The organism is Ectopseudomonas toyotomiensis (genome assembly GCF_017167985.1).
Classification (GTDB): Bacteria; Pseudomonadota; Gammaproteobacteria; order Pseudomonadales; family Pseudomonadaceae; genus Aquipseudomonas; species Aquipseudomonas toyotomiensis.
In genome coordinates this window covers 1,041,380-1,065,000 of the sequence record NZ_CP070505.1, presented here as the reverse complement: position 1 = coordinate 1,065,000, position 23,621 = coordinate 1,041,380, and the positions used below count along the sequence as shown (strand labels likewise).

The 23,621-nt window shown below is 61.5% G+C and carries 18 protein-coding genes, 1 tRNA gene and 2 rRNA genes; 12 read left to right on the top strand and 9 right to left on the bottom strand.

The window, feature by feature from the left end; genetic code table 11:
- Positions 1-15 precede the first annotated feature (15 nt).
- From JWV26_RS04825 to JWV26_RS04800, 6 genes are all read left to right on the top strand, one after another.
- A tRNA-Ala gene (locus JWV26_RS04825) sits at positions 16-91 on the top strand.
- Positions 92-349: 258 nt separating this feature from the next.
- Positions 350-3,242: ribosomal RNA gene (locus tag JWV26_RS04820) — 23S ribosomal RNA — on the top strand.
- A gap of 139 nt (positions 3,243-3,381) precedes the next feature.
- A 5S ribosomal RNA gene (gene rrf, locus JWV26_RS04815) occupies positions 3,382-3,497 on the top strand.
- A gap of 191 nt (positions 3,498-3,688) precedes the next feature.
- Positions 3,689-4,348, top strand: coding sequence for a paraquat-inducible protein A (locus JWV26_RS04810; RefSeq protein WP_072426141.1), 660 nt, complete (start codon positions 3,689-3,691; stop codon positions 4,346-4,348).
- Entirely contained in the window at positions 4,335-4,952 is a 618-nt protein-coding gene (locus JWV26_RS04805) for a paraquat-inducible protein A (protein WP_072426140.1), read from the top strand. Before JWV26_RS04810 ends, JWV26_RS04805 begins: the two co-directional genes overlap by 14 nt.
- On the top strand, positions 4,945-7,248 hold the full coding sequence (locus tag JWV26_RS04800; protein ID WP_206418521.1) for a PqiB family protein: 2,304 nt from the start codon (positions 4,945-4,947) through the stop codon (positions 7,246-7,248). Before JWV26_RS04805 ends, JWV26_RS04800 begins: the two co-directional genes overlap by 8 nt.
- 130 nt (positions 7,249-7,378) lie before the next feature.
- Here JWV26_RS04800 and mksF read toward each other — a convergent pair whose 3' ends face one another.
- From mksF to mksB, 3 genes are all read right to left on the bottom strand, one after another.
- Positions 7,379-10,210: an Mks condensin complex protein MksF gene (mksF, locus tag JWV26_RS04795; RefSeq protein ID WP_206418520.1), complete on the bottom strand. Its 2,832-nt coding sequence runs from the start codon at positions 10,208-10,210 to the stop codon at positions 7,379-7,381.
- A complete protein-coding gene (mksE, locus tag JWV26_RS04790; RefSeq protein ID WP_061241048.1) occupies positions 10,207-10,896 on the bottom strand; it encodes an Mks condensin complex protein MksE in 690 nt (229 codons plus the stop codon). Before mksE ends, mksF begins: the two co-directional genes overlap by 4 nt.
- 84 nt (positions 10,897-10,980) lie before the next feature.
- On the bottom strand, positions 10,981-12,222 hold the full coding sequence (gene mksB / locus JWV26_RS04785; protein WP_072426136.1) for an Mks condensin complex protein MksB: 1,242 nt from the start codon (positions 12,220-12,222) through the stop codon (positions 10,981-10,983).
- A gap of 221 nt (positions 12,223-12,443) precedes the next feature.
- On the opposite strand from mksB, the gene JWV26_RS04780 reads away from it, so the two are divergent.
- The 5 genes from JWV26_RS04780 (at position 12,444) to rimI (ending at position 17,215) form a co-directional block, all read left to right on the top strand.
- Positions 12,444-13,049, top strand: a complete 606-nt coding sequence (locus JWV26_RS04780; RefSeq protein WP_206418519.1) for a hypothetical protein — start codon at positions 12,444-12,446, stop codon at positions 13,047-13,049.
- A 264-nt stretch (positions 13,050-13,313) separates the two neighbouring features.
- Positions 13,314-14,411: a carboxynorspermidine decarboxylase gene (locus JWV26_RS04775; RefSeq protein ID WP_072426134.1), complete on the top strand. Its 1,098-nt coding sequence runs from the start codon at positions 13,314-13,316 to the stop codon at positions 14,409-14,411.
- Between the two features lie 143 nt (positions 14,412-14,554).
- Entirely contained in the window at positions 14,555-15,793 is a 1,239-nt protein-coding gene (locus JWV26_RS04770; protein ID WP_059392957.1) for a saccharopine dehydrogenase family protein, read from the top strand.
- A 151-nt stretch (positions 15,794-15,944) separates the two neighbouring features.
- The gene (locus tag JWV26_RS04765; protein WP_206418518.1) at positions 15,945-16,730 is read left to right on the top strand and encodes an energy transducer TonB; all 786 of its coding nucleotides are present in this window, start codon (positions 15,945-15,947) and stop codon (positions 16,728-16,730) included.
- 32 nt (positions 16,731-16,762) lie between these two features.
- Positions 16,763-17,215, top strand: a complete 453-nt coding sequence (gene rimI, locus JWV26_RS04760) for a ribosomal protein S18-alanine N-acetyltransferase (RefSeq protein WP_021488733.1) — start codon at positions 16,763-16,765, stop codon at positions 17,213-17,215.
- A gap of 84 nt (positions 17,216-17,299) precedes the next feature.
- Here rimI and JWV26_RS04755 read toward each other — a convergent pair whose 3' ends face one another.
- The 3 genes from JWV26_RS04755 to hmpA are packed head-to-tail and all read right to left on the bottom strand — an operon-like array spanning position 17,300 to position 19,913.
- Positions 17,300-18,475 carry an NnrS family protein gene (locus JWV26_RS04755; RefSeq protein ID WP_206418517.1) on the bottom strand — a complete coding sequence of 392 codons (1,176 nt, stop codon included), beginning with the start codon at positions 18,473-18,475 and terminating at the stop codon, positions 17,300-17,302.
- Positions 18,462-18,713, bottom strand: a complete 252-nt coding sequence (locus tag JWV26_RS04750) for a transmembrane sensor/regulator PpyR (RefSeq protein ID WP_074917666.1) — start codon at positions 18,711-18,713, stop codon at positions 18,462-18,464. The genes JWV26_RS04755 and JWV26_RS04750 overlap by 14 nt, the downstream gene beginning before the upstream one ends.
- 18 nt (positions 18,714-18,731) lie before the next feature.
- Entirely contained in the window at positions 18,732-19,913 is a 1,182-nt protein-coding gene (gene hmpA, locus JWV26_RS04745) for an NO-inducible flavohemoprotein (protein WP_206418516.1), read from the bottom strand.
- Positions 19,914-20,105: 192 nt separating this feature from the next.
- On the opposite strand from hmpA, the gene norR reads away from it, so the two are divergent.
- Positions 20,106-21,656, top strand: a complete 1,551-nt coding sequence (gene norR, locus JWV26_RS04740; protein ID WP_206418515.1) for a nitric oxide reductase transcriptional regulator NorR — start codon at positions 20,106-20,108, stop codon at positions 21,654-21,656.
- A 123-nt stretch (positions 21,657-21,779) separates the two neighbouring features.
- Here the strand turns inward: norR and JWV26_RS04735 are convergent, their stop codons facing one another.
- Genes JWV26_RS04735 through JWV26_RS04725 form a run of 3 tightly spaced genes read right to left on the bottom strand, consistent with a single transcriptional unit; the run spans position 21,780 to position 23,467 of the window.
- Entirely contained in the window at positions 21,780-22,706 is a 927-nt protein-coding gene (locus JWV26_RS04735; RefSeq protein ID WP_206418514.1) for a class I SAM-dependent methyltransferase, read from the bottom strand.
- Entirely contained in the window at positions 22,699-23,037 is a 339-nt protein-coding gene (locus JWV26_RS04730) for an FKBP-type peptidyl-prolyl cis-trans isomerase (RefSeq protein WP_059392951.1), read from the bottom strand. The genes JWV26_RS04735 and JWV26_RS04730 overlap by 8 nt, the downstream gene beginning before the upstream one ends.
- Position 23,038: 1 nt before the next feature.
- Complete coding sequence (locus JWV26_RS04725) at positions 23,039-23,467, bottom strand: group II truncated hemoglobin (RefSeq protein ID WP_206418513.1); 429 nt, start codon at positions 23,465-23,467, stop codon at positions 23,039-23,041.
- Positions 23,468-23,621: the final 154 nt, after the last annotated feature.

Sequence of the window (23,621 nt, the reverse complement as noted above, 5' to 3'; positions counted from 1 at the left end):
GGTGCAGAAGAATACGGGGCCATAGCTCAGCTGGGAGAGCGCCTGCCTTGCACGCAGGAGGTCAGCGGTTCGATCCCGCTTGGCTCCACCACTCTCTCGTGTTGCGGTGAGTGTTAGAGAGTTCAGAAATGAGCGCTTCAGGGTAGACCTGGTGAGTGCTGATTTCTGGTCTTTTGACCGGTACGAATATCGTTCTTTAAAAATTTGGATATGTGATAGAAGTGACTGATTAATTGCTTTCACTGGCAATTGATCTGGTCAAGGTAAAATTTGTAGTTCTCAAGACGCAAATTTTCGGCGAATGTCGTCTTCACGATTGAGACAGTAACCAGATTGCTTGGGGTTATATGGTCAAGTGAAGAAGCGCATACGGTGGATGCCTTGGCAGTCAGAGGCGATGAAAGACGTGGTAGCCTGCGAAAAGCTTTGGGGAGTCGGCAAACAGACTGTGATCCAGAGATCTCTGAATGGGGGAACCCACCCGGCATAAGCCGGGTATCTTGTACTGAATCCATAGGTGCAAGAGGCGAACCAGGGGAACTGAAACATCTAAGTACCCTGAGGAAAAGAAATCAACCGAGATTCCCTAAGTAGTGGCGAGCGAACGGGGACTAGCCCTTAAGTTGATTTGAGTGTAGTGGAAGGCTCTGGAAAGTGCCGCCGTAGTGGGTGATAGCCCCGTACACGAAACGCTCTTATCAATGAAATCGAGTAGGACGGGGCACGAGAAACCTTGTCTGAACATGGGGGGACCATCCTCCAAGGCTAAATACTACTGACTGACCGATAGTGAACCAGTACCGTGAGGGAAAGGCGAAAAGAACCCCGGAGAGGGGAGTGAAATAGAACCTGAAACCGTATGCGTACAAGCAGTGGGAGCCTACTTTGTTGGGTGACTGCGTACCTTTTGTATAATGGGTCAGCGACTTATATTCAGTGGCGAGCTTAACCGAATAGGGGAGGCGTAGCGAAAGCGAGTCTTAATAGGGCGCTTTAGTCGCTGGGTATAGACCCGAAACCGGGCGATCTATCCATGGGCAGGTTGAAGGTTAGGTAACACTGACTGGAGGACCGAACCGACTACCGTTGAAAAGTTAGCGGATGACCTGTGGATCGGAGTGAAAGGCTAATCAAGCTCGGAGATAGCTGGTTCTCCTCGAAAGCTATTTAGGTAGCGCCTCGTGTATCACTGCTGGGGGTAGAGCACTGTTTCGGCTAGGGGGTCATCCCGACTTACCAAACCGATGCAAACTCCGAATACCAGCAAGTGTCAGCACGGGAGACACACGGCGGGTGCTAACGTCCGTCGTGAAAAGGGAAACAACCCAGACCGTCAGCTAAGGTCCCAAAGTTATGGTTAAGTGGGAAACGATGTGGGAAGGCTTAGACAGCTAGGAGGTTGGCTTAGAAGCAGCCATCCTTTAAAGAAAGCGTAATAGCTCACTAGTCGAGTCGGCCTGCGCGGAAGATGTAACGGGGCTCAAACCATACACCGAAGCTACGGGTTCATCCTTTGGATGAGCGGTAGAGGAGCGTTCTGTAAGCCTGTGAAGGTGAGTTGAGAAGCTTGCTGGAGGTATCAGAAGTGCGAATGCTGACATGAGTAACGACAATGCGAGTGAAAAACTCGCACGCCGAAAGACCAAGGTTTCCTGCGCAACGTTAATCGACGCAGGGTTAGTCGGCCCCTAAGGCGAGGCAGAAATGCGTAGTCGATGGGAAACGGGTTAATATTCCCGTACTTCTAGTTACTGCGATGGAGGGACGGAGAAGGCTAGGCCAGCACGGCGTTGGTTGTCCGTGTTTAAGGTGGTAGGCTGATTCCTTAGGTAAATCCGGGGGGTCAAGGCCGAGAGCTGATGACGAGCGTTCTTTTAGAATGCGAAGTGGTTGATGCCATGCTTCCAGGAAAAGCTTCTAAGCTTCAGGTAACTAGGAACCGTACCCCAAACCGACACAGGTGGTTAGGTAGAGAATACCAAGGCGCTTGAGAGAACTCGGGTGAAGGAACTAGGCAAAATGGCACCGTAACTTCGGGAGAAGGTGCGCCGGTGAGGGTGAAGTATTTACTACGTAAGCCCATGCCGGTCGAAGATACCAGGCCGCTGCGACTGTTTATTAAAAACACAGCACTCTGCAAACACGAAAGTGGACGTATAGGGTGTGACGCCTGCCCGGTGCCGGAAGGTTAATTGATGGGGTTAGCGCAAGCGAAGCTCTTGATCGAAGCCCCGGTAAACGGCGGCCGTAACTATAACGGTCCTAAGGTAGCGAAATTCCTTGTCGGGTAAGTTCCGACCTGCACGAATGGCGTAACGATGGCGGCGCTGTCTCCACCCGAGACTCAGTGAAATTGAAATCGCTGTGAAGATGCAGTGTATCCGCGGCTAGACGGAAAGACCCCGTGAACCTTTACTATAGCTTTGCACTGGACTTTGAGCTTGCTTGTGTAGGATAGGTGGGAGGCTTTGAAGTGGGGACGCCAGTTCTCATGGAGCCATCCTTGAAATACCACCCTGGCAACCTTGAGGTTCTAACTCTGGTCCGTTATCCGGATCGAGGACAGTGTATGGTGGGTAGTTTGACTGGGGCGGTCTCCTCCCAAAGAGTAACGGAGGAGTACGAAGGTGCGCTCAGACCGGTCGGAAATCGGTCGTAGAGTATAAAGGCAAAAGCGCGCTTGACTGCGAGACAGACACGTCGAGCAGGTACGAAAGTAGGTCTTAGTGATCCGGTGGTTCTGTATGGAAGGGCCATCGCTCAACGGATAAAAGGTACTCCGGGGATAACAGGCTGATACCGCCCAAGAGTTCATATCGACGGCGGTGTTTGGCACCTCGATGTCGGCTCATCACATCCTGGGGCTGAAGCCGGTCCCAAGGGTATGGCTGTTCGCCATTTAAAGTGGTACGCGAGCTGGGTTTAGAACGTCGTGAGACAGTTCGGTCCCTATCTGCCGTGGACGTTTGAGATTTGAGAGGGGCTGACCTTAGTACGAGAGGACCGGGTTGGACGAACCTCTGGTGTTCCGGTTGTCACGCCAGTGGCATTGCCGGGTAGCTATGTTCGGAAAAGATAACCGCTGAAAGCATCTAAGCGGGAAACTTGCCTCAAGATGAGATCTCACTGGAGCCTTGAGCTCCCTGAAGGGCCGTCGAAGACTACGACGTTGATAGGTGGGGTGTGTAAGCGCTGTGAGGCGTTGAGCTAACCCATACTAATTGCCCGTGAGGCTTGACCATATAACACCCAAACAATCTGCCCTCAAAGCAGAGGGTGTCGATGGTGAAGTCGACAGAAAGCCGAAAATTTGCAAGAACTACAAATGATCTATCACGTATCCAAGGGATAGCGCCTCACCGCGAGATCCCAACCGAATTGCTTGACGACCATAGAGCGTTGGAACCACCTGATCCCATCCCGAACTCAGTAGTGAAACGACGCATCGCCGATGGTAGTGTGGTGCTTCACCATGTGAGAGTAGGTCATCGTCAAGCTCCTATACGAAACCCCAGATCGCCTAGCGGTCTGGGGTTTCTTCTTTGGCACGCGGAAAACAGAGCTTCGCGTAGGGTGCGCTGCGCGCACCGACAAGGACGCGGTTACAGCGGTGCGCGCGGCAGACCCTATGATATGTCGGTGTTTGGCTTTGCTCGGGTAGAATGCGCGAATTCTGCTGGGGACTTCCATGTCTGACTCGCCGCCCGAACCCTCCTTGTCATCCTTGCCGATCGAGCAGCTGGTCGCCTGTCATGAGTGCGATCTGTTGATGCGCAAGCCGGTGTTGCAGGATGGCGAGAGTGCCGAGTGCCCGCGTTGTGGTTATGAGCTTTTCAGCCATCGTCACCATGTCGTGCGGCGTAGCCTGGCACTGGTACTGACGGCTCTGCTGCTCTATGTCCCAGCCAACTTCCTGCCGATCATGCAACTCAACCTGTTGGGGCAGACCTCGCAGGACACCGTCTGGAGCGGTGTAATCGGGTTGTATGAAAGCGGTATGCAGGGCATCGCTGTTGTGGTGTTTCTGTGCAGCATGGCGGTGCCATTGCTCAAGTTGCTTTGCCAACTGCTGGTGCTGCTGAGTATTCGTATGGATTTCGGTCGTAGCTACGGTTTGTTGCTCTACCGGATCTACCATCACATGCGTGAGTGGGGAATGCTCGAGGTCTACCTGATGGGCATCCTGGTGGCGATGGTCAAGCTGATGGACCTGGCTGACCTGAGCCTCGGCCTGGGCCTATTCTGTTTCATCGCGCTGTTGCTGGTGCAAGTCTGGCTGGAGGTGACCATGTCACCGCATCAGATCTGGGAAGCCTTGTCCGGGGAGGATATCCATGCGGGCGATTGAGGCAGGATTGCTGGTCTGTCATGAGTGTCATCAACTCAATCCAGTCGACGTTGATGCCAAGCACCAGTACTGCAGCCGCTGTGGCGGTCATATTCATGCCCGGCGGCCCAATAGCCTGATCAGAACCTGGGCATTGCTGCTGACTTCGGCGATTCTCTACATCCCAGCTAATCTGCTGCCTATCATGACCGTCAACAGTCTCGGCAAAGGTGCGCCAGCGACCATAATGGGCGGCGTACTGGAGCTTATTAACTTTGGCATGCTACCTATTGCGGCGGTGGTATTTATTGCCAGCATTCTTGTGCCAACCTTCAAGTTGGTGGGGATTGCTCTGCTGTTGTATTCCGTGCAGCGCCATCAACCGATGTCAGCGCGTCAGAGGATCCTCATGTACCGCTTCATCGAATGGATTGGCCGCTGGTCGATGCTCGATATTTTCGTCATCGCCATTCTGGTGGCAGTGGTGAATTTTGGCAGCCTGGCCAGCATCGAAGCTGGAGCAGGCGCCGCTGCCTTTGCCAGTGTGGTGATACTGACCATGCTTGCTGCATTGACTTTCGACCCTCGCCTTATCTGGGATAACACGGAAACCGATCATGACTGACCTTCCTCTGGCCAAGACGCGTCCTGCTTCGAACTGGTCAGCCATCTGGGTTTTGCCTCTTATTGCACTGCTCATTGGCGGCTGGTTGGCGTGGCGTGCATACAGCGAAGCCGGTATTCAGGTGGAGCTGGTATTCGCCAGCGGCGAGGGGATTCAGGCCGGCAAGACCGAACTGATGTACAAGGGTATGGCGGTGGGGAAGGTAACGGCCATCAGTCTTGACCAAAGTGGAAAGAATCGCGGTGTTGTCGCTCAGTTGGAGGTCAATAAGGAACTCGAGCAGTATCTGCGTGAGGGCACTCGTTTTTGGTTGGTCAAACCGAATGTCAGTCTGGCTGGTATCAGCGGTCTGGAGACACTGGTTTCAGGTAACTACATTACTTTCAGCCCCGGTGAGGGCGAATCTACCCGCAGCTTTACCGCCTTGGCTCAAGAACCGCCGATGGGTGACGATGTGCCGGGGCTGCACATCACGCTGAAGGCTGAGCGGCTCGGCTCGCTCAACCGCGACAGCCCGGTTTTCTATCGGCAGATTCAGGTTGGCCGAGTGAAGAGTTACACCCTGGGTGATGACCAGAGCACCGTAGAGGTGAAGGTGTTCATCGAGCCCGCTTATGCACATCTGGTGCGCAAACATACGCGGTTCTGGAATGCCAGCGGGATCAGCGTCGATGCCGACCTGTCCGGCTTCAAGCTGCGCAGCGAGTCGCTAGCCAGTATCGTCGCCGGCGGTATCGCCTTCGCCACGCCCGAGCATCGCAAAGACAGCCCGCCCACTGATCCAGCGCTGCCGTTCCGTCTCTATGAGGACTACGACGAGGCACAGGCGGGTATCAAGATCGTCGTGAAGCTCAGTGATTTCGATGGGCTGCAGGAAGGCCGAACGCCGGTCATGTACAAGGGCATTCAGGTCGGTTCGTTGAAAGCCATGAAGGTCGACCGTGACCTCAATAGCGCCACGGCCGAGCTGACCATCAATCCACTGGCCGAAGAGTATCTGGTGGAGGGCTCGGATTTCTGGGTGGTCAAACCCTCCATTTCGCTGGCCGGTATCACTGGCCTCGAGGCATTGGTCAAAGGTAACTACATTGCCGTGCGGCCGGGGGAGAAGGGCAATCCACCGGCACGCAACTTCGTCGCGCGGAGCAAGGCGCCGCCTTTGGATCTCGGTGCGCCAGGGCTGCATCTGGTGCTGTTCACCGATCAGCTCGGCTCTATCGAAGTCGGTAGTCCGGTGCTCTACAAGCAGATCAAGGTGGGCTCGGTACAGAGTTACCAGCTTGGCCGCGACAATAGCCAGGTCGTGCTCGGGGTGCATATCGAGCCTGACTACGTACACCTGATCAATACGTCCACACGTTTCTGGAATGCCAGTGGCATCACCCTAAGGGGTGGATTGTCCGGTGTAGAGGTGAAGAGCGAGTCGTTGCAGACCCTGCTGGCGGGTGGTATCGCCTTCGAAACGCCAGACCTGCAGGCGGCCAGGTCGGGCCGTCAGGTGCAGCGTTTCGCCTTGCATGCGGACCGCGAAAGCGCCTTGCAGCTGGGGCAGCAGATCACCATTCGGCTGGCTGATGGTGATGGTCTGCAACCAGGCACCCTGGTGCGCTACAAGGGGCTGGAGGTTGGCAAGGTCGAGAGCCTGAGCCTGACCGATGACCTGCAAGCGGTGATCCTCAACGTGCGTATCAGTCAGGCAGCCGAGCAGATTGCCCGTGAGGGGACGCGCTTCTGGGTGGTGAAGCCGGAACTTAGCCTGATCCGTGCCGCGAATCTCGGCACGCTGGTCAGCGGTCAGTATCTGGAGGTACAACCGGCTGCGCAGAAAGGAGCGCGACGTACGGAGTTCGTCGCCCTGGCTTCTGCGCCGAATCAGGCCGTGCGTGAGGAAGGCTTGCGCCTGATGCTGAGCGCACCGCGGCGTGGCTCGATCAAGCCGGGGGTGATCGTCAGCTACCGCGAGGTGCCGGTGGGCAAGGTGGTGGATTTCGAACTTGGGCCGACTTCGGATCGCGTATTGATCCATGTGCTGATCGAACCGCGTTATGCGCCGCTGGTACGTTCGGGCAGCCGCTTCTGGAATGCCAGTGGCATCGGTGTGGATGCCGGGCTGTTCAAGGGCGTGAAGGTGCGGACCGAATCGCTGGAGGCGTTGCTCGAAGGCGGCATCGCCTTCGCCACGCCGAACAACCCTGAGATGGGTGGGCCGGCGCAGCCGGGGCAGACCTTTGCACTGTTCGACGAGCCGCAGGATGTGTGGATGCAGTGGGCGCCGAAGATCGTGCTGGAGCAGTGAGCAAACCACAGAAATGAAAGGGGCCGCATTGAGCGGCCCCTTCATTTTGGGTTGATAAAAGCTCGCGGCTGAAGCGGAATGCCGCCCAGCCGCTCCTACGGTCGTGTGGACCTTGGGAGGGGCTTGAGCTTCAAGCCGGCTCGACCGCCTCTTCCTGCTGAGGTGCCTGGGCCTTGGCACTTTCGCGCGGCTTGATGAACTTCCAGTCCGCCTCATCGATATAGATGCCGTTGGGGCCGCTGCCGCCTTCCAGGTCGATGGCCACGTGGGCCGAGACCTGCGGCTTGACCGAGGCCAGGATCGGCACGAAGCCTAGCTGCAGGCTGGTCTCGATCAGCGCCTGCTGGTTGCGTTCGTCGATGTCCGCCGCCTCGTCGAGGTAGTAGGGTAGGCGCACGCGCCCGGCCTGCTCGCGATCCATCAGGTGCAACAGCAGGTACATGTTGGTCAGCGCCTTGATGGTCATGGTGGTGCCGTTGGAGGCAGCGCCATCGATGTCGGTGTGGATGATCGGCTGGCCATGCACCTTGGTGATTTCGAAGGCCAGTTCGAACAGATCCTTCAGGCCGAGCTGGTTGCCGTTGGCCGCCACCAGGCGCGACAGGTAGTCCTTGGCCTCCTCGTTCTTCGCGTCCTGATCGGCCGATTGCGACAGGTCGAATACCGACAGGGTCTCGCCTTCCTCGTACTGGCCGGCGCTGTGGATGATCTGGTCGATATGGCGCAGGGCCTCCTTGTTCGGCGCCAGGACGATGCGGAAGCTCTGCAGGTTGGAGACCTGGCGCTTGTTGATCTCGCGGTTGAACAGCGCCAGCTGGTGCTCGAGGTTGTCGTAGTCGCTGCGGATATTGCGCAGGGTACGGGCGATATCGGTGACTGCCGCACGGCGCGCCTTGGCCAGGGTGAGGGCCTCGTCCTGGCGGTGGGCATAGGCGTTGACCAGCAGTTGCAGACGACGCTCGACGTCGTCTTCGCTGTCGAACTTGGCCACGCCCTTGAGGCGAACCTGGGCGTATAGCGCCTCGATCTGGCCGTCGATGCGCTGCAGCGCCTGCCAGGTGTCCTGGTAGTCGTTGAGCAGCGGTAGCAGGTTGTCCAGCGAGTCGTCCACCGGCTCCATGAACGGCGTGCCGAAGGGCAGGTCGGCCGGCAGCAGTTGGCGACGACGCAGGGCGTCTTCCAGGGTGCGCTCCTTGGCTTCCAGATCAGCCAGCTGGCGGCCGACCAGTTGCAGCTTGGCGGACAGTTGCTGCACGCGCTCGGCAAAGGCATCGCTGGTGCGCTTGAGTTCGTCTTGCGCACCTTCCAGTTCGGCCAGGCGCTCCAGCTTCTGCGGCTCCTCGGCAGCCAGGGTCTGGCTCTTGCGGAAGTCTTCCAGCGCCTTCTGTGCATCCAGCACGGCCTGGTACAGCTGCTCGGCCTGGGCCTTGCTGGCGGCACGGTCGGCGGCCACCGACTGCTGGGTCTTGAGCTGCTTGAGCTCGCGCTCCAGGCGATCCTTCTGGTCGCGCAGGGCGGCGCGGTCGGCCAGGGCCTGCAGAGCCGGCGGCTCGATATGGCTGAGGTCGATGGACAGGCCCGGCACGGCGAAGGTGTCGCCCTTGAAGCGGTCCAGCACCGCCTCGACGGCCTTGACCCAGTCGTCGCCGTCGGCCTGGATGCCTTTCTCGCCCAGCGGCAGGCTGAACAACTGGCCGTTGAACAGGCGCATCAGGCGGTCGACGTCCTGCTGGCTGAACTCCTCACGCAGGCGCGAGTAGCTGTTGTTGTCGGCGTGATCGAGCTGCTGCTTGACCGACTTGAGGCGTTTTTCCAAGTCGCGCAGGCGCTCGTCCAGGTCTTCGCTGGAGAACTGGCGCGACTGCGCCAGAGCGCCGGCCAGTTCGTCGTGGGCGTCCTTGGCCGCGAGCAGCTGCTCTTCCAGCACCTTGGCGTTTTCCACCAGGGCGAAGCGGTTCTTCAGCACGGACAGCTCGCCCAGCCAGCGCTGGATCCCGCTGATCTCGCGCTCCAGGCGCATCAGCTCGCTGGTACCACCACGCTGCTCGTTTTGCAGGCCGTCCTGCTCGTTGCGATAGTGCTCGGCCTGGATCACCAGCTCTTCCTTGCGCGCATCGGCGTAGTCGTGCCAAGTGCCCAGCAGGTTATCGAGCAGCGGCGAGAGACGGTGCAGCTTGCCGCGTAGAGTCTCGCGCTGAGTGACGCCCGAGGCCAGTGCCTCGATCAAGGGGCCGGCAGTCACCAGCGCCTGATAGTCCTGCTCCATGCGGCGCACATCGCGGAAGGCCTCTTCGGTGGCGGCGATGTAGTCGACGCTGCCGGAGCGTAGGCTGTGCTCGAAGGCATCGAGGAACAGCTGCTTGAGCTTCGCCGCGGTGATCTCCCTCATATGCAGCAGGTTGATGAATAGCGCGCGGAAGGTCTTCAGGCTCTGCTCGCTGGTCGAGCGCAGCGGGATCAGAGTCAGGTCCAGCGGGATGCTGGTGTGACCGCCGACCAGCAGGCGACGCAGTTCGTCGGGCTTGAGTTCGTAGGCGGTGATGCCGGCCTGGCCGAGGTTCTTGAACAGTTCGCGCTGGCGCAGGCAGGTGCCGTTTTGCTGGTAGTGCTCCAGGTCCAGCTCACCGGCGTAGGCGAAGAACTGGTGGCCGAAGCCGCCACCGGGGCCGCGACCGGCCACGCCGATCACGTGCGGGCCGTGGGGCAGGGCGACTTCGACGAGGATGTAGCTGGTGTCGCTGGCGAAGTAGAACTTGCGCGAGGCCTCGAGGCTGTACTTGCCGAAGCTCATGTCCGACATGCGTGCCAGGATCGGGAACTGCAGGGCGTTGATCGAGGCGGATTTGCCCAGGTTGTTGGCGCCGTAGACCGACAGTGGGTTTTCCAGCGGGAACAGGCCGAGGCTGTAGCCGGCGGTGTTCAGCAGGGCGAAGCGGCGGATGCCGTAGCGTTCCTGGCTCATGCGTCCATCTCCTGTGCAGCGCGTTCTTCGGCCATGGCGCGGGCCAGGGCGTCTTCCTCGGATTCCTCGCTGTCGATGACAGCCGTGTCGGCGTCGCCGTCATCGTCCAGCAGCACTGGCGCCGGCAGCGGCAGGTCGCTGCTGTGCAGGCTGGCGGCCAGGTCGCGGTCGTGCTGCACCGACAGGCAGACGTCGAGGAAACGGTGCATCGGCGGCAGGAAACGGTAAACGCCGTTGCTGTCCTCGGCGAAGCCGAGCTGGATGAGGCGGCGGATGATCTTGTCTTCCAGCTCCTCGAAGGTGGTCACCTCGGCCTGCAGGAATAGGTCGCGGTATTTCTCCAGCAGCGCCGGCAGCTCGTCACGGCCGATGCTGCCGCCGTCGAGCACGCTCAATGGGTCGCGGCCCTGGTCAGCGAGATGCTCCACTAGAATGAAGGTGAACAGCGCCAGGCGCTGGGCGGTCTTGTTCACCTGTGGGGCGACCTGCTCGGGGACGAAGTAGTAGAAGCCACGCGGGTCGCACACCAGCTCGAAACCGAGGGCGCGGAACAGGGCGCGGTACTGGTCCTGCATGCTGGACAGCTGGGCGTAGCACTCCGGCTCGCTGCGCGAGATGTGGTAGCCCTTGAACAGGTCGCGGAAAGCAGCCGCGAGCTGGGTCATTTCTTTCAGATCGATGTTCATACGCAATGCTCACGGGCAGTCGTAGGGTGCGCTGTGCGCACCATGTCGTCGGTTGCGGTGCGCACAGCGCACCCTACGGGCAGCTCAGCCATTGGGCTGGCCTACCAGGGCGAAGGAGGCGAGGCTGACTTCATGCTCGCGGGTCAGGTACTGGCGGCGCTCCAGGCGTTCACGCTGGAAGCGCGACTCGCGCGACAGGCGCGAGAACCAATAGAGCAGCTCGTCGGTGGCGCCTTCCGGCTCCTGTTCCAGCAGCCAGGTCATCAGGTCCGGCAGCGGCAGGGCCTGTTCGCAGCGCTCGATCATTTCCCGCGCGGTCTTCGGCGCCTTGGGCGCGCCGCCCTTGCGGCTGCCACTGGCCTTGGGGAAATGCGCCGGCTTGGCTTCGAAGCGGGCGAGGGCGTAGACGTAGGCTTCGACCTGGCTGGCGCTGCCGAGGAAGTTGCTCTGCGGCCGGGTGAACAGTGGCATGGCGGCCTGCGGCACGGCGTCGATGCCCTTCTTGCGGATCACCGACAGCGCCAGTGCCGCGCCACGGGTCACGGCGTTGTGCCGACGGGCTTCCTCGCGCAGCGGTAGCAGCAGCTCGCGGGCCTTGCGCAGGGTCAACTGGGCGGTGGTCTGCATTTCCAGGATGCGCGCGTGGGTGCGCAGCAGCAGGTCGTCGTCGACCAGTTGGCCGAGGCGCTGCTGGTCGCCGAGCAGGCGCAGCAGCACCTGTTCGACGCGGCGCACGCCCTGCTCGAAGGCACCATCGGCTGCGACCAGCTGGATCATCGGCTCGACGTATTCGTCCCAGGTGGCCAACACCTCAGCGTAGCGCTGGCGCAGGGGAATCTGCCGGTCGCTGGTCTTGGCCCGGTCGGCCACGCTGACCAGCGCCTGTTCGTCGTTGGCCAGCTTCTTCAGTACGTCGCGCACGCGCATGTCGAGCAGGCGCAGTTGGCGTGCCAGGTCGTTGGCGTCGCGCACCTCGAAGGCGTCCTGGATATAGCCGGCCAGGCGCTCCAGGTGGCGCAGGTAGGCTTCGATCTCCAGGCACAGGCCGAGGCGGTGCTCGCGGCGCAGGTAGGCGAGAAAATCATGGATCTGCGCGTTGAGCTCGAAGCGGTTGGGGCTCTTGGCCACCGGCACCAGGATGTCCAGGCGAATCCAGGTGTCGAGCAGCGCAGTGGTGTCGCTGGGCGTGGCGTCGGGCAGTTGCACGGCGAGCTGGCCGCGCAGTTCCACCAGGCTCAGGGTGCCGGCGTCGAAACGCTCGCAGAGCGGTTCGAGCAACGTCCAGTGTTCGGCGAGGGCGCGCAAAACGCGCTTGGGATCGATCATCGAGGCGCCGGTTCCAGGCAAGTTAAAAGCGGCGATTGTACTGCAAGGTGGATGCCGGGTTTGAGTCCGAATCGATCAGAGGCAGGTGACGCTATTCGGCACATTGGGACGGGCTGTGCGGCGCGGTGGCTGGCAAGTGCTTGAAAAGCCGGGAAAACCTGGGCTGGAGAGGTGGCACACTTTCTGCCGTGACAACAGCGAATCTGTTTGTGGAGTCCCTGATGTCTGCCCTTGCCCTGAACGTCGATGCCCGTTGGCATGAGCTGCAGCACCAGCGCGATCTGAACTGGGACCTACACGCCATTACCGACCGTGCTCAGGCCATCGCGTTTCTACGGCGGTTCGAAAACCGTCTGTGCATCTACTCCAGCTATGTCGAGAAGCTCTACAGCAACTACAGCTTCGTGGTGCCGCAGGACGAGCAGGGCGGTATCACCATCCTGCCGGACGAGATGGCCTGGCACGACACCTTTCACGATATTCCCGCCGATGCGGTGGAGCCCACCGGTGTGCACATCCTGCCCGGTGAAGCGGTGGGGTTCGACGGCCTATATATGAAGGTGCCAGGTGAGTCGCGTCTGATCGCCTCGCGCGAATTACCGTTCCAGGCCGGCTTGCGTTTGCTGATAGAGCGCTATCGGGCGCGCGGCGAACATTTTCTGCCCGTGCTGGTGAAAGGCGATCTGCGTGAGTACGAGGCGCGGATGCCATCGCTGCACCTGCACCGTATCAACCCCGCCAAGCTAGCTCACTGCTCGCGCTTGAGCATCGACACCATCCGCGGCGCCATCGCCGAGCACCTGCTGAGCCTGTTTCGTCAGCGTTGAGCGCGTCGGATATCGCGGCAATGTGACCCGCAACAGCCCTGTGCGCCTCGGGGCGCAGGTGATGGTTAAGCCTTGCTCGGTCATATCACTGTAACCGCTCGGCCGTAGGGTCTCCGCTCAGTCAAGGCAGACTCCGGTCATCACCGGTTGTACAAAAAATCCCCAATGCCCTTTCGATATTCGCCGGTTATCGGCACAATTCGCGTCCACTTTTTCCCGGGGGGCTGAAACCCCTCCACTGGCCGACCTTGCTGGGGCGACGAGATGATCCAGACGCCGTACTACCTCATCGACAAACAGAAGCTTCTGGTCAACCTGGAGAAGATCGCCTATGTGCGCGAGAACTCCGGTGCCAAGGCGCTGCTGGCGCTGAAATGCTTCGCCACCTGGTCGGTGTTCGACCTGATGCAGCAGTACATGGACGGCACCACTTCGTCCTCTCTCTACGAGCTGAAACTGGGCCGCCAGAAGTTCGCCGGCGAAACCCACGCCTACAGCGTGGCCTGGGCCGACGACGAGATCGAAGAGATGGTCGCCAACTGCGACAAGATCATCTTCAACTCCATCGGCCAACTCGAGCGCTTCGCCGAGCGTACCGAGGGCACCATCCGCGGCCTGCGCGTCAACCCGCAGGTGAGCAGCTCCGACTACCTGCTGGCCGACCCGGCGCGCCCGTTCAGCCGCCTCGGCGAGTGGGACCCAGCGAAGATCGAGCAGGTCATGGGGCAGATTTCCGGCTTCATGTTCCACAACAACTGCGAGAACGGCAGCTTCGAGCTGTTCGACAAGATGCTGACCACCATCGAAGAGCGTTTCGGCCACCTGATCGCCCAGGTCGAGTGGGTCAGCCTTGGCGGCGGCATTCACTTCACAGGCGAGGGCTATCCGATCGATGCCTTCTGCGCGCGCCTGAAAGCTTTCTCGGAAAAATACGGCGTGCAGGTGTATCTGGAGCCGGGCGAAGCGGCGATCACCCTGAGTGCCTCGCTGGAAGTGACCGTGCTCGACACCCTGTACAACGGCAAGCACCTGGCGGTGGTCGACAGCTCCATCGAAGCACACATGCTCGACCTGCTGATCTACCGCCTCAACGCCAAGATGGCGCCGAATGACGGCGAGCACACCTATATGGTGTGCGGCAAATCCTGTTTGGCCGGCGATATCTTCGGCGAGTACCAGTTCGACAAGCCGCTGCAGATCGGTGATCGCCTGTCGTTCATCGACGCGGCCGGTTACACCATGGTCAAGAAGAACTGGTTCAACGGCCTGAAGATGCCGTCCATCGTGGTGAAACAACTCGACGGTAGTGTCGAGGTGGCGCGCCAGTTTGGCTTCGACGACTACCTGTCCAGTCTGTCGTAACGTCGTGGTGGTGGGCTGAAGCGGAACGCCGCCCGGCCCACCCTACCAACTGTCCTGATTTGGGTCGTAGGGTGGGCTTCAGCCCACCGCCCAAATACGCATCAAAACGCTTAAAACAACGCAGTTCCCTGGAGGTGAAACAATTGAAGAAGAATGTTCTGATCATTGGTGCAGGAGGTGTTGCCAAGGTGGTGGCCCATAAGTGCGCGCAACACAATGACGAGTTAGGTCGCATTGCAATTGCGTCGCGCAACATCTCCAAATGCCAGGCCATCATCGACAGCGTGCAGGCAAAGGGCGGTCTCAAGCAGCCCGGCGAGATCAAGGCCTATGCGCTGAACGCCCTGGACGTGGAAGCGACCAAGGCACTGATCCGCGAAACCGAATCGCAGATCGTCATCAACGTCGGTTCGGCGTTCCTCAACATGTCCGTGCTGCGCGCCTGTATCGACACCGGCGTCGCCTATCTGGACACCGCCATCCACGAAGATCCGAGCAAGATCTGTGAAACCCCGCCGTGGTACGGCAACTACGAGTGGAAGCACCTGGCCGAATGCCAGGAGAAAGGCGTGACCGCCATCCTCGGCGTCGGCTTCGACCCGGGCGTGGTCAACTCCTATGCCGCTCTGGCGCAACAACAGTACTTCGACAAGATCGAGTCGATCGACATCCTCGACGTCAACGCCGGTTCGCACGGCAAGTACTTCGCCACCAATTTCGACCCGGAAATCAATTTCCGCGAATTCACCGGCACGGTCTACAGCTGGCAGAACAGTCAGTGGGTGAGCAACCGCATGTTCGAAGTCAAACGCACCGACGATCTGCCGGTGGTGGGCGAACAGAACCTGTACCTGACCGGCCATGACGAGGTGCACTCGCTGTCCAAGCACCTCGATGTACCGAACGTCCGCTTCTGGATGAGCTTCGGCGACCACTACATCAACGTGTTCACCGTGCTGAAGAACCTTGGTCTGCTCTCCGAGCAGCCGGTCAAGACCGCCGAAGGCCTTGAGGTGGTACCGCTGAAAGTGGTCAAGGCCGTGCTGCCCGATCCCGCCTCGTTGGCGCCGGGCTATACCGGCAAGACCTGCATCGGCGACCTGGTCAAAGGCACCAAGGACGGCCAGCCGCGTGAACTGTTCATCTACAACGTGGCCGACCACGAAGAAGCCTTCGCCGAGACCGACAGTCAGGGTATTTCCTACACCGCCGGCGTGCCGCCGGTCGCCGCCGCGCTGCTGGTCGCGCGTGGTGAGTGGGATGCCAAGCGCATGGTCAACGTTGAAGAGCTGCCGGCCGAGCCATTCCTCAAGCTGCTGGACGTAATGGGCCTGCCGACGCGCATCAAGGATGAGCATGGCGATCGTCCCTGGGATCAGTAAGCTCATGTGACCCCGAAAGCCCCGCTGCGCAAGCTGCGGGGTTTTTGTTTTTGGGGACTTTGTTTGCCCGCAATCTCGTTGCAACGCTTCCCGCTCCGGCCATTTCACGCGACAATCCGCCCCTGTTGAAAATCCTCTCTCTGGAGCGCCTGTGATTCCCGAACAGCGCCGTCGCGCCTACCTCGACGCCATGCAGGTGGCCACCTGGCTGCCGCGTACCGAACTGCCCTTCGCGGCAGCGTCGCGTCTGGAGCTGCTTGAGCTGCAGCAGGAGGAAGCGTTCGAGCCTGTGCCAGAGCCTGTTGCCGTCACTCCGGCAGCCGTGCGTGAAGCGCCGGCCGAACGGCCGAAGATCGAAATCCCGCGCCCGGGCGCCCAGTCGCGCCAGGCGGTTGTCGAACCGGTGGCGGAGCCGGAGCCTGTCGAGGAAAAGCCGGCTCGGGTCAGTGCTCCGCCGCCGCGTTTTTCCCTGCAGTTGCTGCGGGCCGGCGATTGCGCCCTGCTGGTGGAGCTGCCCACCGGTCAGCCTTTCCAAAGCCGTGACCCGGCCTACATCCTGCTCAAGGATCTGCTGCGCGCCGCCGGCCTGCCGGACAGCCCGCAGTTGCTCGGCGAGCCGGTGCGCTGGCCGCTATTGGTGCGCGGCAATATGGATCAGGGCCCGCAAGCGGCACTGGAGTTCGTGCAGAGCTTCGTCGCAGCGCGCCTCGAAGAACAGCCGAGTACCTGTCTGTGGTTGGTTGGCCTGCCGGCCATTCGCTTCGCCGGTGAGGGCGACGAGCACAGCTACAACCGCGAACTGCAGGTCGAAGGTCTTGGCGCCTGCTGGGCCATGCCAGGCCTGGAACTATTGATGGAAGAGCCGGCGCGCAAGCGCGAACTATGGCAGGCCATGCGGCGCGTTCGCCAGCGTTGGTCAGCCCCCGCTCATTCCTGAGAACCCCCGTCTTTGTGCCTGAGTTACGCCCAATGAGCGATGCGATTTCCTTCCGCCCGATGACCGAGGCGGATCTCGATGCCGTACTGAAAATCGAATACGCCGCCTTCAGCCACCCCTGGACGCGCGGCATCTTCACCGACAGCCTCAAGTCCTATAACTGCTGGCTGATGTTCGAGGGCAATCAGCAGGTCGGTCATGGTGTGATCAACCTGATCCTCGACGAAGCGCATCTGCTCAATATCACCGTCAAGCCGGAAAGCCAGGGACGTGGCCTCGGTTTGCGTCTGCTCGAACACCTGATGAAAGAGGCCTACGAGCTGGGCGGGCGCGAGTGCTTCCTCGAAGTGCGCGCCAGCAACCAGAGTGCCTACCGTCTGTACGAGCGTTTCGGCTTCAACGAAGTGGGACGCCGTCGCGATTACTACCCGGCAGTCGGCGGGCGTGAAGATGCGCTGGTGATGGCCTGTACCTTGGTCGATTGATTGCGCCCGGTGCGCGCAGCGCACCCTACCCGTAGGGTGCGCTGCGTGCACCGACATTTCCGCCAATGCTCGTTGGTCCGCTTGTCACCCCGGATGCCCGTCCACCCGCGCCCGACACAGCATCGGCGCGTAATGCCAGGTGAACAGAGCGAAGGCCAAGCTCCAGCAAAGCGCTGCCAGCCACAACCACCCGCTACCCGCCGAGACTCGAATCAGCGCGCCCAGGTTGAGCAGGCCGAAGGCCCAGCCCATTGCCTTCGGCGGCTGCAGTGCTCGGCCGGTGTGTCCGAGGCTGACTCGCGCCATCATCGCCAGAATCAGACCGCCCATCGCGCCTACTGCCAGTGCGTGGCTGGCCAGGCCGGGTTGCGCCAGCCAGCCCAGGTGCCAGGCGGTCATGCCGAGCGTGGCGAGCAGCAGCCAGGCGTAGGCCATATGCAGCGACCACAGCAGCGGCACGCGCCAGATGCCGCGCGGGTACCAGCGCCACAGGCGCAGGCCGTGCAGCACGCTCAGCACGATAAAGGGGGCGGTCAGCCAGGAACTGGCCAGCAGGTTATGCCCGCTGGCGAACAGCGCCGCGACCAGCACACCGCAGGTCAGCAGCAGACGGTCCTGCCAGGGATGGGCGGCGAAGGCCTCGGCCCGCCCCAGGCCGCGCTGAGTGAAGAAGGGGATCACGCGGCCACCGATCAGGCTCAGCATTACGGCAATCAGCCAAAGGGCGGCCAGTGCGCCACGGCGTTGCAGGCCATCGTCGCCCAGTGCCAGGCCGGCGAGGGTGAGGGACTGGCACAGCGCGAGCAGGCACAGTACCAGCAGAATCGGATAGTTGTTGCGTTGCCGGGCAGCGATCAGCTGGCGCGCCATCTGCGCGATGAGCAGACCGATAAAGGCCAGTTGCATGGCGATCAGCAGGGGTAGCGGTACGGATGTGAACCAGGCCAGACGCGCCGCCAGCCACAAGCCGAACAACGTGATCAACGGCCGCCCGCTGAGGCCGGGGTGGCCCGTCCAGTTCTGTACGGCAGTGAGCAGGAAGCCGGCGATGATTGCCAGGCCGAAGCCGAAGGGCATTTCGTGGCGATGCCAGGCCAACAGGCCGCCGGGCACCGCTGGGTTTGTCAGGCCTTGCAGCACCGCCGCCCAGAGGGCGACGGCGAGCAGGGCGAACAGGGCGCCAGCGAGGAAGAACGGCCGAAAGCCAAGGCGCCAGAGTGGCGCAATGGCCAGGGCCTGCTGGCGATCAAGCAACTGCATGAGCACATGCCCTGTCGTTCAGGCGCTCCTGAGCGATCAGGCGCAGCACATAACCGATCTTCAAGATGCTGGGGCCGAGCAGCGTCAGGCTGTGCGCGAGCACCAGTGTCGGCATATTCAGGTGCCTCTCCAGGCCGTAGGCCGCGACCAGCCCGACGAGTAGCAGAATCAGGCCGCTCCAGAGCAGTTGGCTGGACAGATGAAGAATCTGCGCAGGTGGAAGATTGAGCGGATACATGGTTTACCTCCTGATTGATCAGTTATCCAGTGCCGAGGCCGGGCCGAAGAACTCGTAGCGGCTTTGCTCGGCGGGAACGCCCAGCGCCTGAAGATGACGCTTGACCTGCGCCATGAAGGGTTTCGGGCCGAGGAAGTAGGCGTCCAGATCGCGCTCGGCCGGCAGCCATTGCTCCAGCAGATCGCGGCTCAGAAAACCGGTGGCGTCGGCCCTGTCACCCTCGCGCGGTTCGCTGTAGCAGACGTAGTGGCGAATCTGCGGATGCTCGGCGGCATGGGCATCGACCCAGTCGCGGAAAGCGTGCACCTCGGCATTGCGCGCGCAGTGGATGAAGTGGATGGGACGGCCGCTGTGCCGCGCCGCGTCGAGCATGGCCAGGGCCGGGGTGATGCCGACACCGGCACTGATCAGGGCCAGCGGTTTGTCCGAGGCGCTCAGGGTGAACTCGCCAGACGGTGGGAACAGTTCGAGTTCGTCGCCGACCTGAACGTTATCGTGCAGGTGATTGGAGACACGGCCGCCAACCTCGCGCTTGACGCTGATGCGGTATTCGCGACCGTTGGCCAGGGCCGACAGCGAGTAGTTACGGCGCACTTCTTCGCCATCCAGCAGCAGGCGCATGCCGATGTACTGGCCGGGTTGATGGTCGAGCAGGGCGCCGCCGTCGACCGGCACTAGGTGGAAGGAGGTGATCTCGGCGCTCTCTACCACCTTGCGCGCCACGCGGAAGCTGCGTGCGCCGCGCCAGCCGCCTGGCGCCGCCGCATTCTCGGTATAGAGCTGCTCTTCGGCGCCGATGAAAATATCGGCCAGTTGCTGGTAAGCCACGGTCCAGGCTTCGATCACTGCATCGGTAGCGATCTCGGCACCCAGCACCTCGCGGATCGCGCGCAGCAGGCAGCCGCCAACGATGGGGTAGTGCTCGGGGAGAATCTGCAGGGCCACGTGTTTGTTCACCACCTGACGCACCAGCGGGCCGAGGGCTTCGAGGCGGTCGATATGGCGGGCGTACATCAGCACGCCGCCCGCCAGGGCACGCGGCTGATCACCGCTGGCCTGGTGGGCCTGGTTGAACAGCGGGCGTACCTCTGGGTGTTCGCTGAGCATCATCCGATAGAAGTGCGTGGTCAGCGCCTCGCCGCCGCTTTCCAGCAGGGGCACGGTGGCTTTGATCAGGTCACGTTGAGCATTGGTCAGCATAGGGTTATCTCCGCAAGGCAAATAAAGGCGCCGGTGTGGCTCGTCTGGCCAGTTGTGGCGTGCTAGCGTTAGCGATAGATACCTATCAGTAAGCGTGCCAATTAAATAATCCTTAAATATCAGTTGCTTACTTATTTTGTTGTGTTAATGACTCGCCTTACGCGTGAGTCATAATGACTTTGAGTAGTCGAAATGACCGCTAATCCTCTGCTGGAAACTCTTATTCCCCTGGTCGCCGATCTGTCTCGCGAGCTGGACGACGGCGAGCGTTATCGCCGCCTGCTCGCCGCCTTGCGCCAGCTCTTTCCTTGCGATGCCGTGGCGCTGCTGCGGCTCGATGGCGAAGTTCTGGTGCCGCTGGCGGTCGAGGGGCTGAGCCCCGATACCCTGGGACGGCGCTTCAGGGTCAGCGAGCATCCGCGTCTGGCTGCGTTGCTGGAGCACCCAGGGCCGACGCGTTTCGCTGCCGACTGCGGCTTGCCTGACCCCTACGACGGTCTGGTAGAGGGGTTGCATGGCCACCTGGAAGTGCACGATTGCCTCGGTTGCCCGCTTTATCTGGACGAGCAGCTCTGGGGCCTGCTGACCCTGGATTCGCTCGACCCGGCCAGTTTCGGACGGCTCGATCTGGACAGCCTCGAGGCATTCGCCAGCCTGGCCGCGGCCACGGTCAAGGTCAGCCAGCGCATCAGCGGCCTGGCGCAGCGGGTCGAGGCCGAGCGTCAGCTCACCGAGCTGTACAAACAGGCGCGCCAGCAACCGCGCGAGCTGGTGGGGCAGAGCGCGGCGCTGCGCAAGCTGCAGGACGAGATTCGCCTGGTCGGTGACAGCCCGCTGACGGTGCTGATCACCGGCGAGACCGGGGTCGGCAAGGAGTTGGTGGCCGAGGCGATCCACGCCGCTTCGCCACGTGCGCAGCGGCCGCTGGTCAGCATCAACTGTGCGGCGTTGCCCGATGCGTTGGTGGAGAGTGAGCTGTTCGGTCATGTGCGTGGCGCCTTTTCCGGAGCCATGAGCGAGCGCAGCGGCAAGTTCGAGTTGGCCGATGGCGGCAGCCTGTTTCTCGACGAGGTGGGCGAGTTGCCGCTGGCGATCCAGGCCAAGCTGCTGCGCGTGCTACAGAGTGGGCAGTTGCAGCGGGTCGGTTCGGATCGCGAGCACCGCGTCGACGTGCGGGTGATCGCCGCCACCAACCGCGACCTGGCGGCTGAGGTGCGTGCCGGACGATTTCGTGCCGACCTGTATCACCGCCTTAGCGTTTACCCGTTGCCGGTGCCGCCGCTGCGCGAGCGTGGTCGCGATGTGTTGCTGCTGGCCGGCTATTTTCTCGAAGAGAACCGCGCCCGTTTGGGGCTGCGCAGCTTGCGCCTGAGTTCTGAGGCGCAGAAGGCGCTGCTCGGTCATGATTGGCCGGGCAACGTGCGTGAACTGGAACACCTGATTGGCCGTGCGGCGATCAAGGCACTGGCGCGCCATGGCGAGCGACCGCGTATTCTCAGTCTGGATGTGCAGGATCTGGACTTGCCCGTTAGCGACACGAGCGCCACTGTCGATACGGCGCTGGCGCCCGACGAGCCGGTGCCGGAGGGTGTGGAATTGCGCACGGCGGTGGATGTTTTTCAGCGCCAATTGATCGAGCAGTGTCTGGCGCGCCATCAGGGCAAATGGGCCGATGCGGCGCGTGAGCTGGGCGTGGATCGTGCCAACCTCAGTCGTTTGGCCAAACGGCTGGGTATTCGGTAGGGAAGAGCAAGAGGCTTTTGTAGGAGCCGCGCCTCGCGGCGAATGCGATCGAGCCAGCAGCGCAGAGGCAAGAGCTTCGCCCCGGGGCGGGACTCCCACAATCGGTGCCGCGTTGGGGGATGATTAAAGCCGGAACACCAGCGCCTTGAGGCCGCTTTCGGGCGAGATATCGGGAAACTCCGGCGGGTTGTCCAGGCGCTCGACGAAGCGCAGTTGTGGTGCTTCGGCGGCCATGCTGTCGATGAGAAAGTCCGGGCCAATATCCGGGTCGTTGACGCAGGCCAGCACCGTACCGTGCTCGGTGAGCAGCTCGGGCAGGCGACGGAGGATCTTGGCGTAGTCCTGGGTGAGGGCGAAGCTGCCTTTCTGAAAGCTTGGCGGGTCGATGATCACCAGGTCATAAGGCCCGCTCTTGCGCACTTTGCCCCAGGATTTGAACAGCTCGTGACCGAGGAACTCCACCCGGCTCAGGTCGTGCTCGTTCAGGCGATGGTTGTCGCGCCCACGGGAAAGGGCGGCGCGCGCCATATCCAGGTTGACCACGTGCGCGGCGCCACCGGCGATGGCCGCGACGGAGAAGCCGCAGGTGTAGGCGAACAGGTTGAGCACACGTTTGGCAGCAGCCTGCTCACGCACCCATTGGCGACCCAGGCGCATGTCGAGGAACAGGCCGCTGTTCTGCTTACTGCCCAGGTCGAGCAGGTAGTGCAGGCCGTCCTCGATGATCGGCCATTGCGCCTGCGGCTCGCCGGCCAGCCATTCGCTCTCGCTGCCCTGTACATAGCGGTGCTGCAGCAACAGGCCGCGCGCGCCGCTGGCCTGCCATTGCGGCGTTGCTAGCAACTCGATCAGCAGCGGCCGCAGCGCCGGCGATGGCTCGCGGAACAGCATCACCAAGACGATACCGGAGAGCCAGTCGACGGTGATCTGTTCCAGCCCCGGCCAGCAGCGGCCGCGGCCGTGGAACAGGCGGCGGGTCTCGGTGCCGGGGTGGTTTTCCAATGCCTGCAGCAGGTGCTCGCGCAGGGTGGCGAGGGCGGTGTCAGTCATCGCGGGTCAGCACTTCCAGCAGCTCGATCTCGAAGGTCAGGTTGGAGTTGGGTGGAATCGAGCCGACGCTGCGCTCGCCATAACCCAGATGGGCCGGCACCTGCAGCTTGCGTTTGCCACCCACCTGCATGCCCATCAGGCCCTGGTCCCAGCCCTTGATTACCCGGCCGGTGCCGATCACGCACTGGAACGGTTTGCCGCGCGACCAGGAGGAGTCGAACTCGCTGCCGTCGGCCAGCCAGCCGCGGTACTGGGTGGTGATCAGGGCGCCCTTGACCACGGCCTTGCCGTCGCCGAGTTGCAGGTCTTCGATGATCAGTTCGTCAGTCATATCAGGTTTCCTTGCGATGACGGTTTTGGCTGGCCTGTACCGAGCGTTCCGCGGGGACGCGCAGCTGGGTCAGCAGGTAGTCGGCGAAGGCTGGCGCATAGCCTTGCAGGGCGATGGCGCCGGCCATGCAGCTCAGCCAGCTTTCGGCCAGCGCCTGATCGATCGGCCACTGGGCATGAAAGGCCGGAATGCTGATGCTGCCGTATTTCTCGGCGAACAGGCGTGGCCCGCCCAGCCAGCCGCTCAAGAAGCACGCCAGCTTGTCGCGCGAGGCGTTGAGGTCGGCGGGGTGCAGTGCGCGCAGGGCAGCAGCCTCAGGGCGTTCGTCCATCAGTCGGTAGAAATCATCGACCAGGTGGCGCAGGCCGTCGATGCCACCGGCAGTCTGGTAGGAGGCATCGCCGGTGCCGTAGGGAGGGGTGTGGCTCATCGCGTTATTCCGCGGAAAAGGCGCCATTGTAACCGCTCGCGTAGAATGGCCGGCCAGTTTGGTTTGAGGTAATGGGCAACTGCAAAGGCTGTTTTCTCCCCTCTCCCATTTATGGGAGAGGGGCCGGGGGAGAGGGGAAAAGCTCACACCCTCT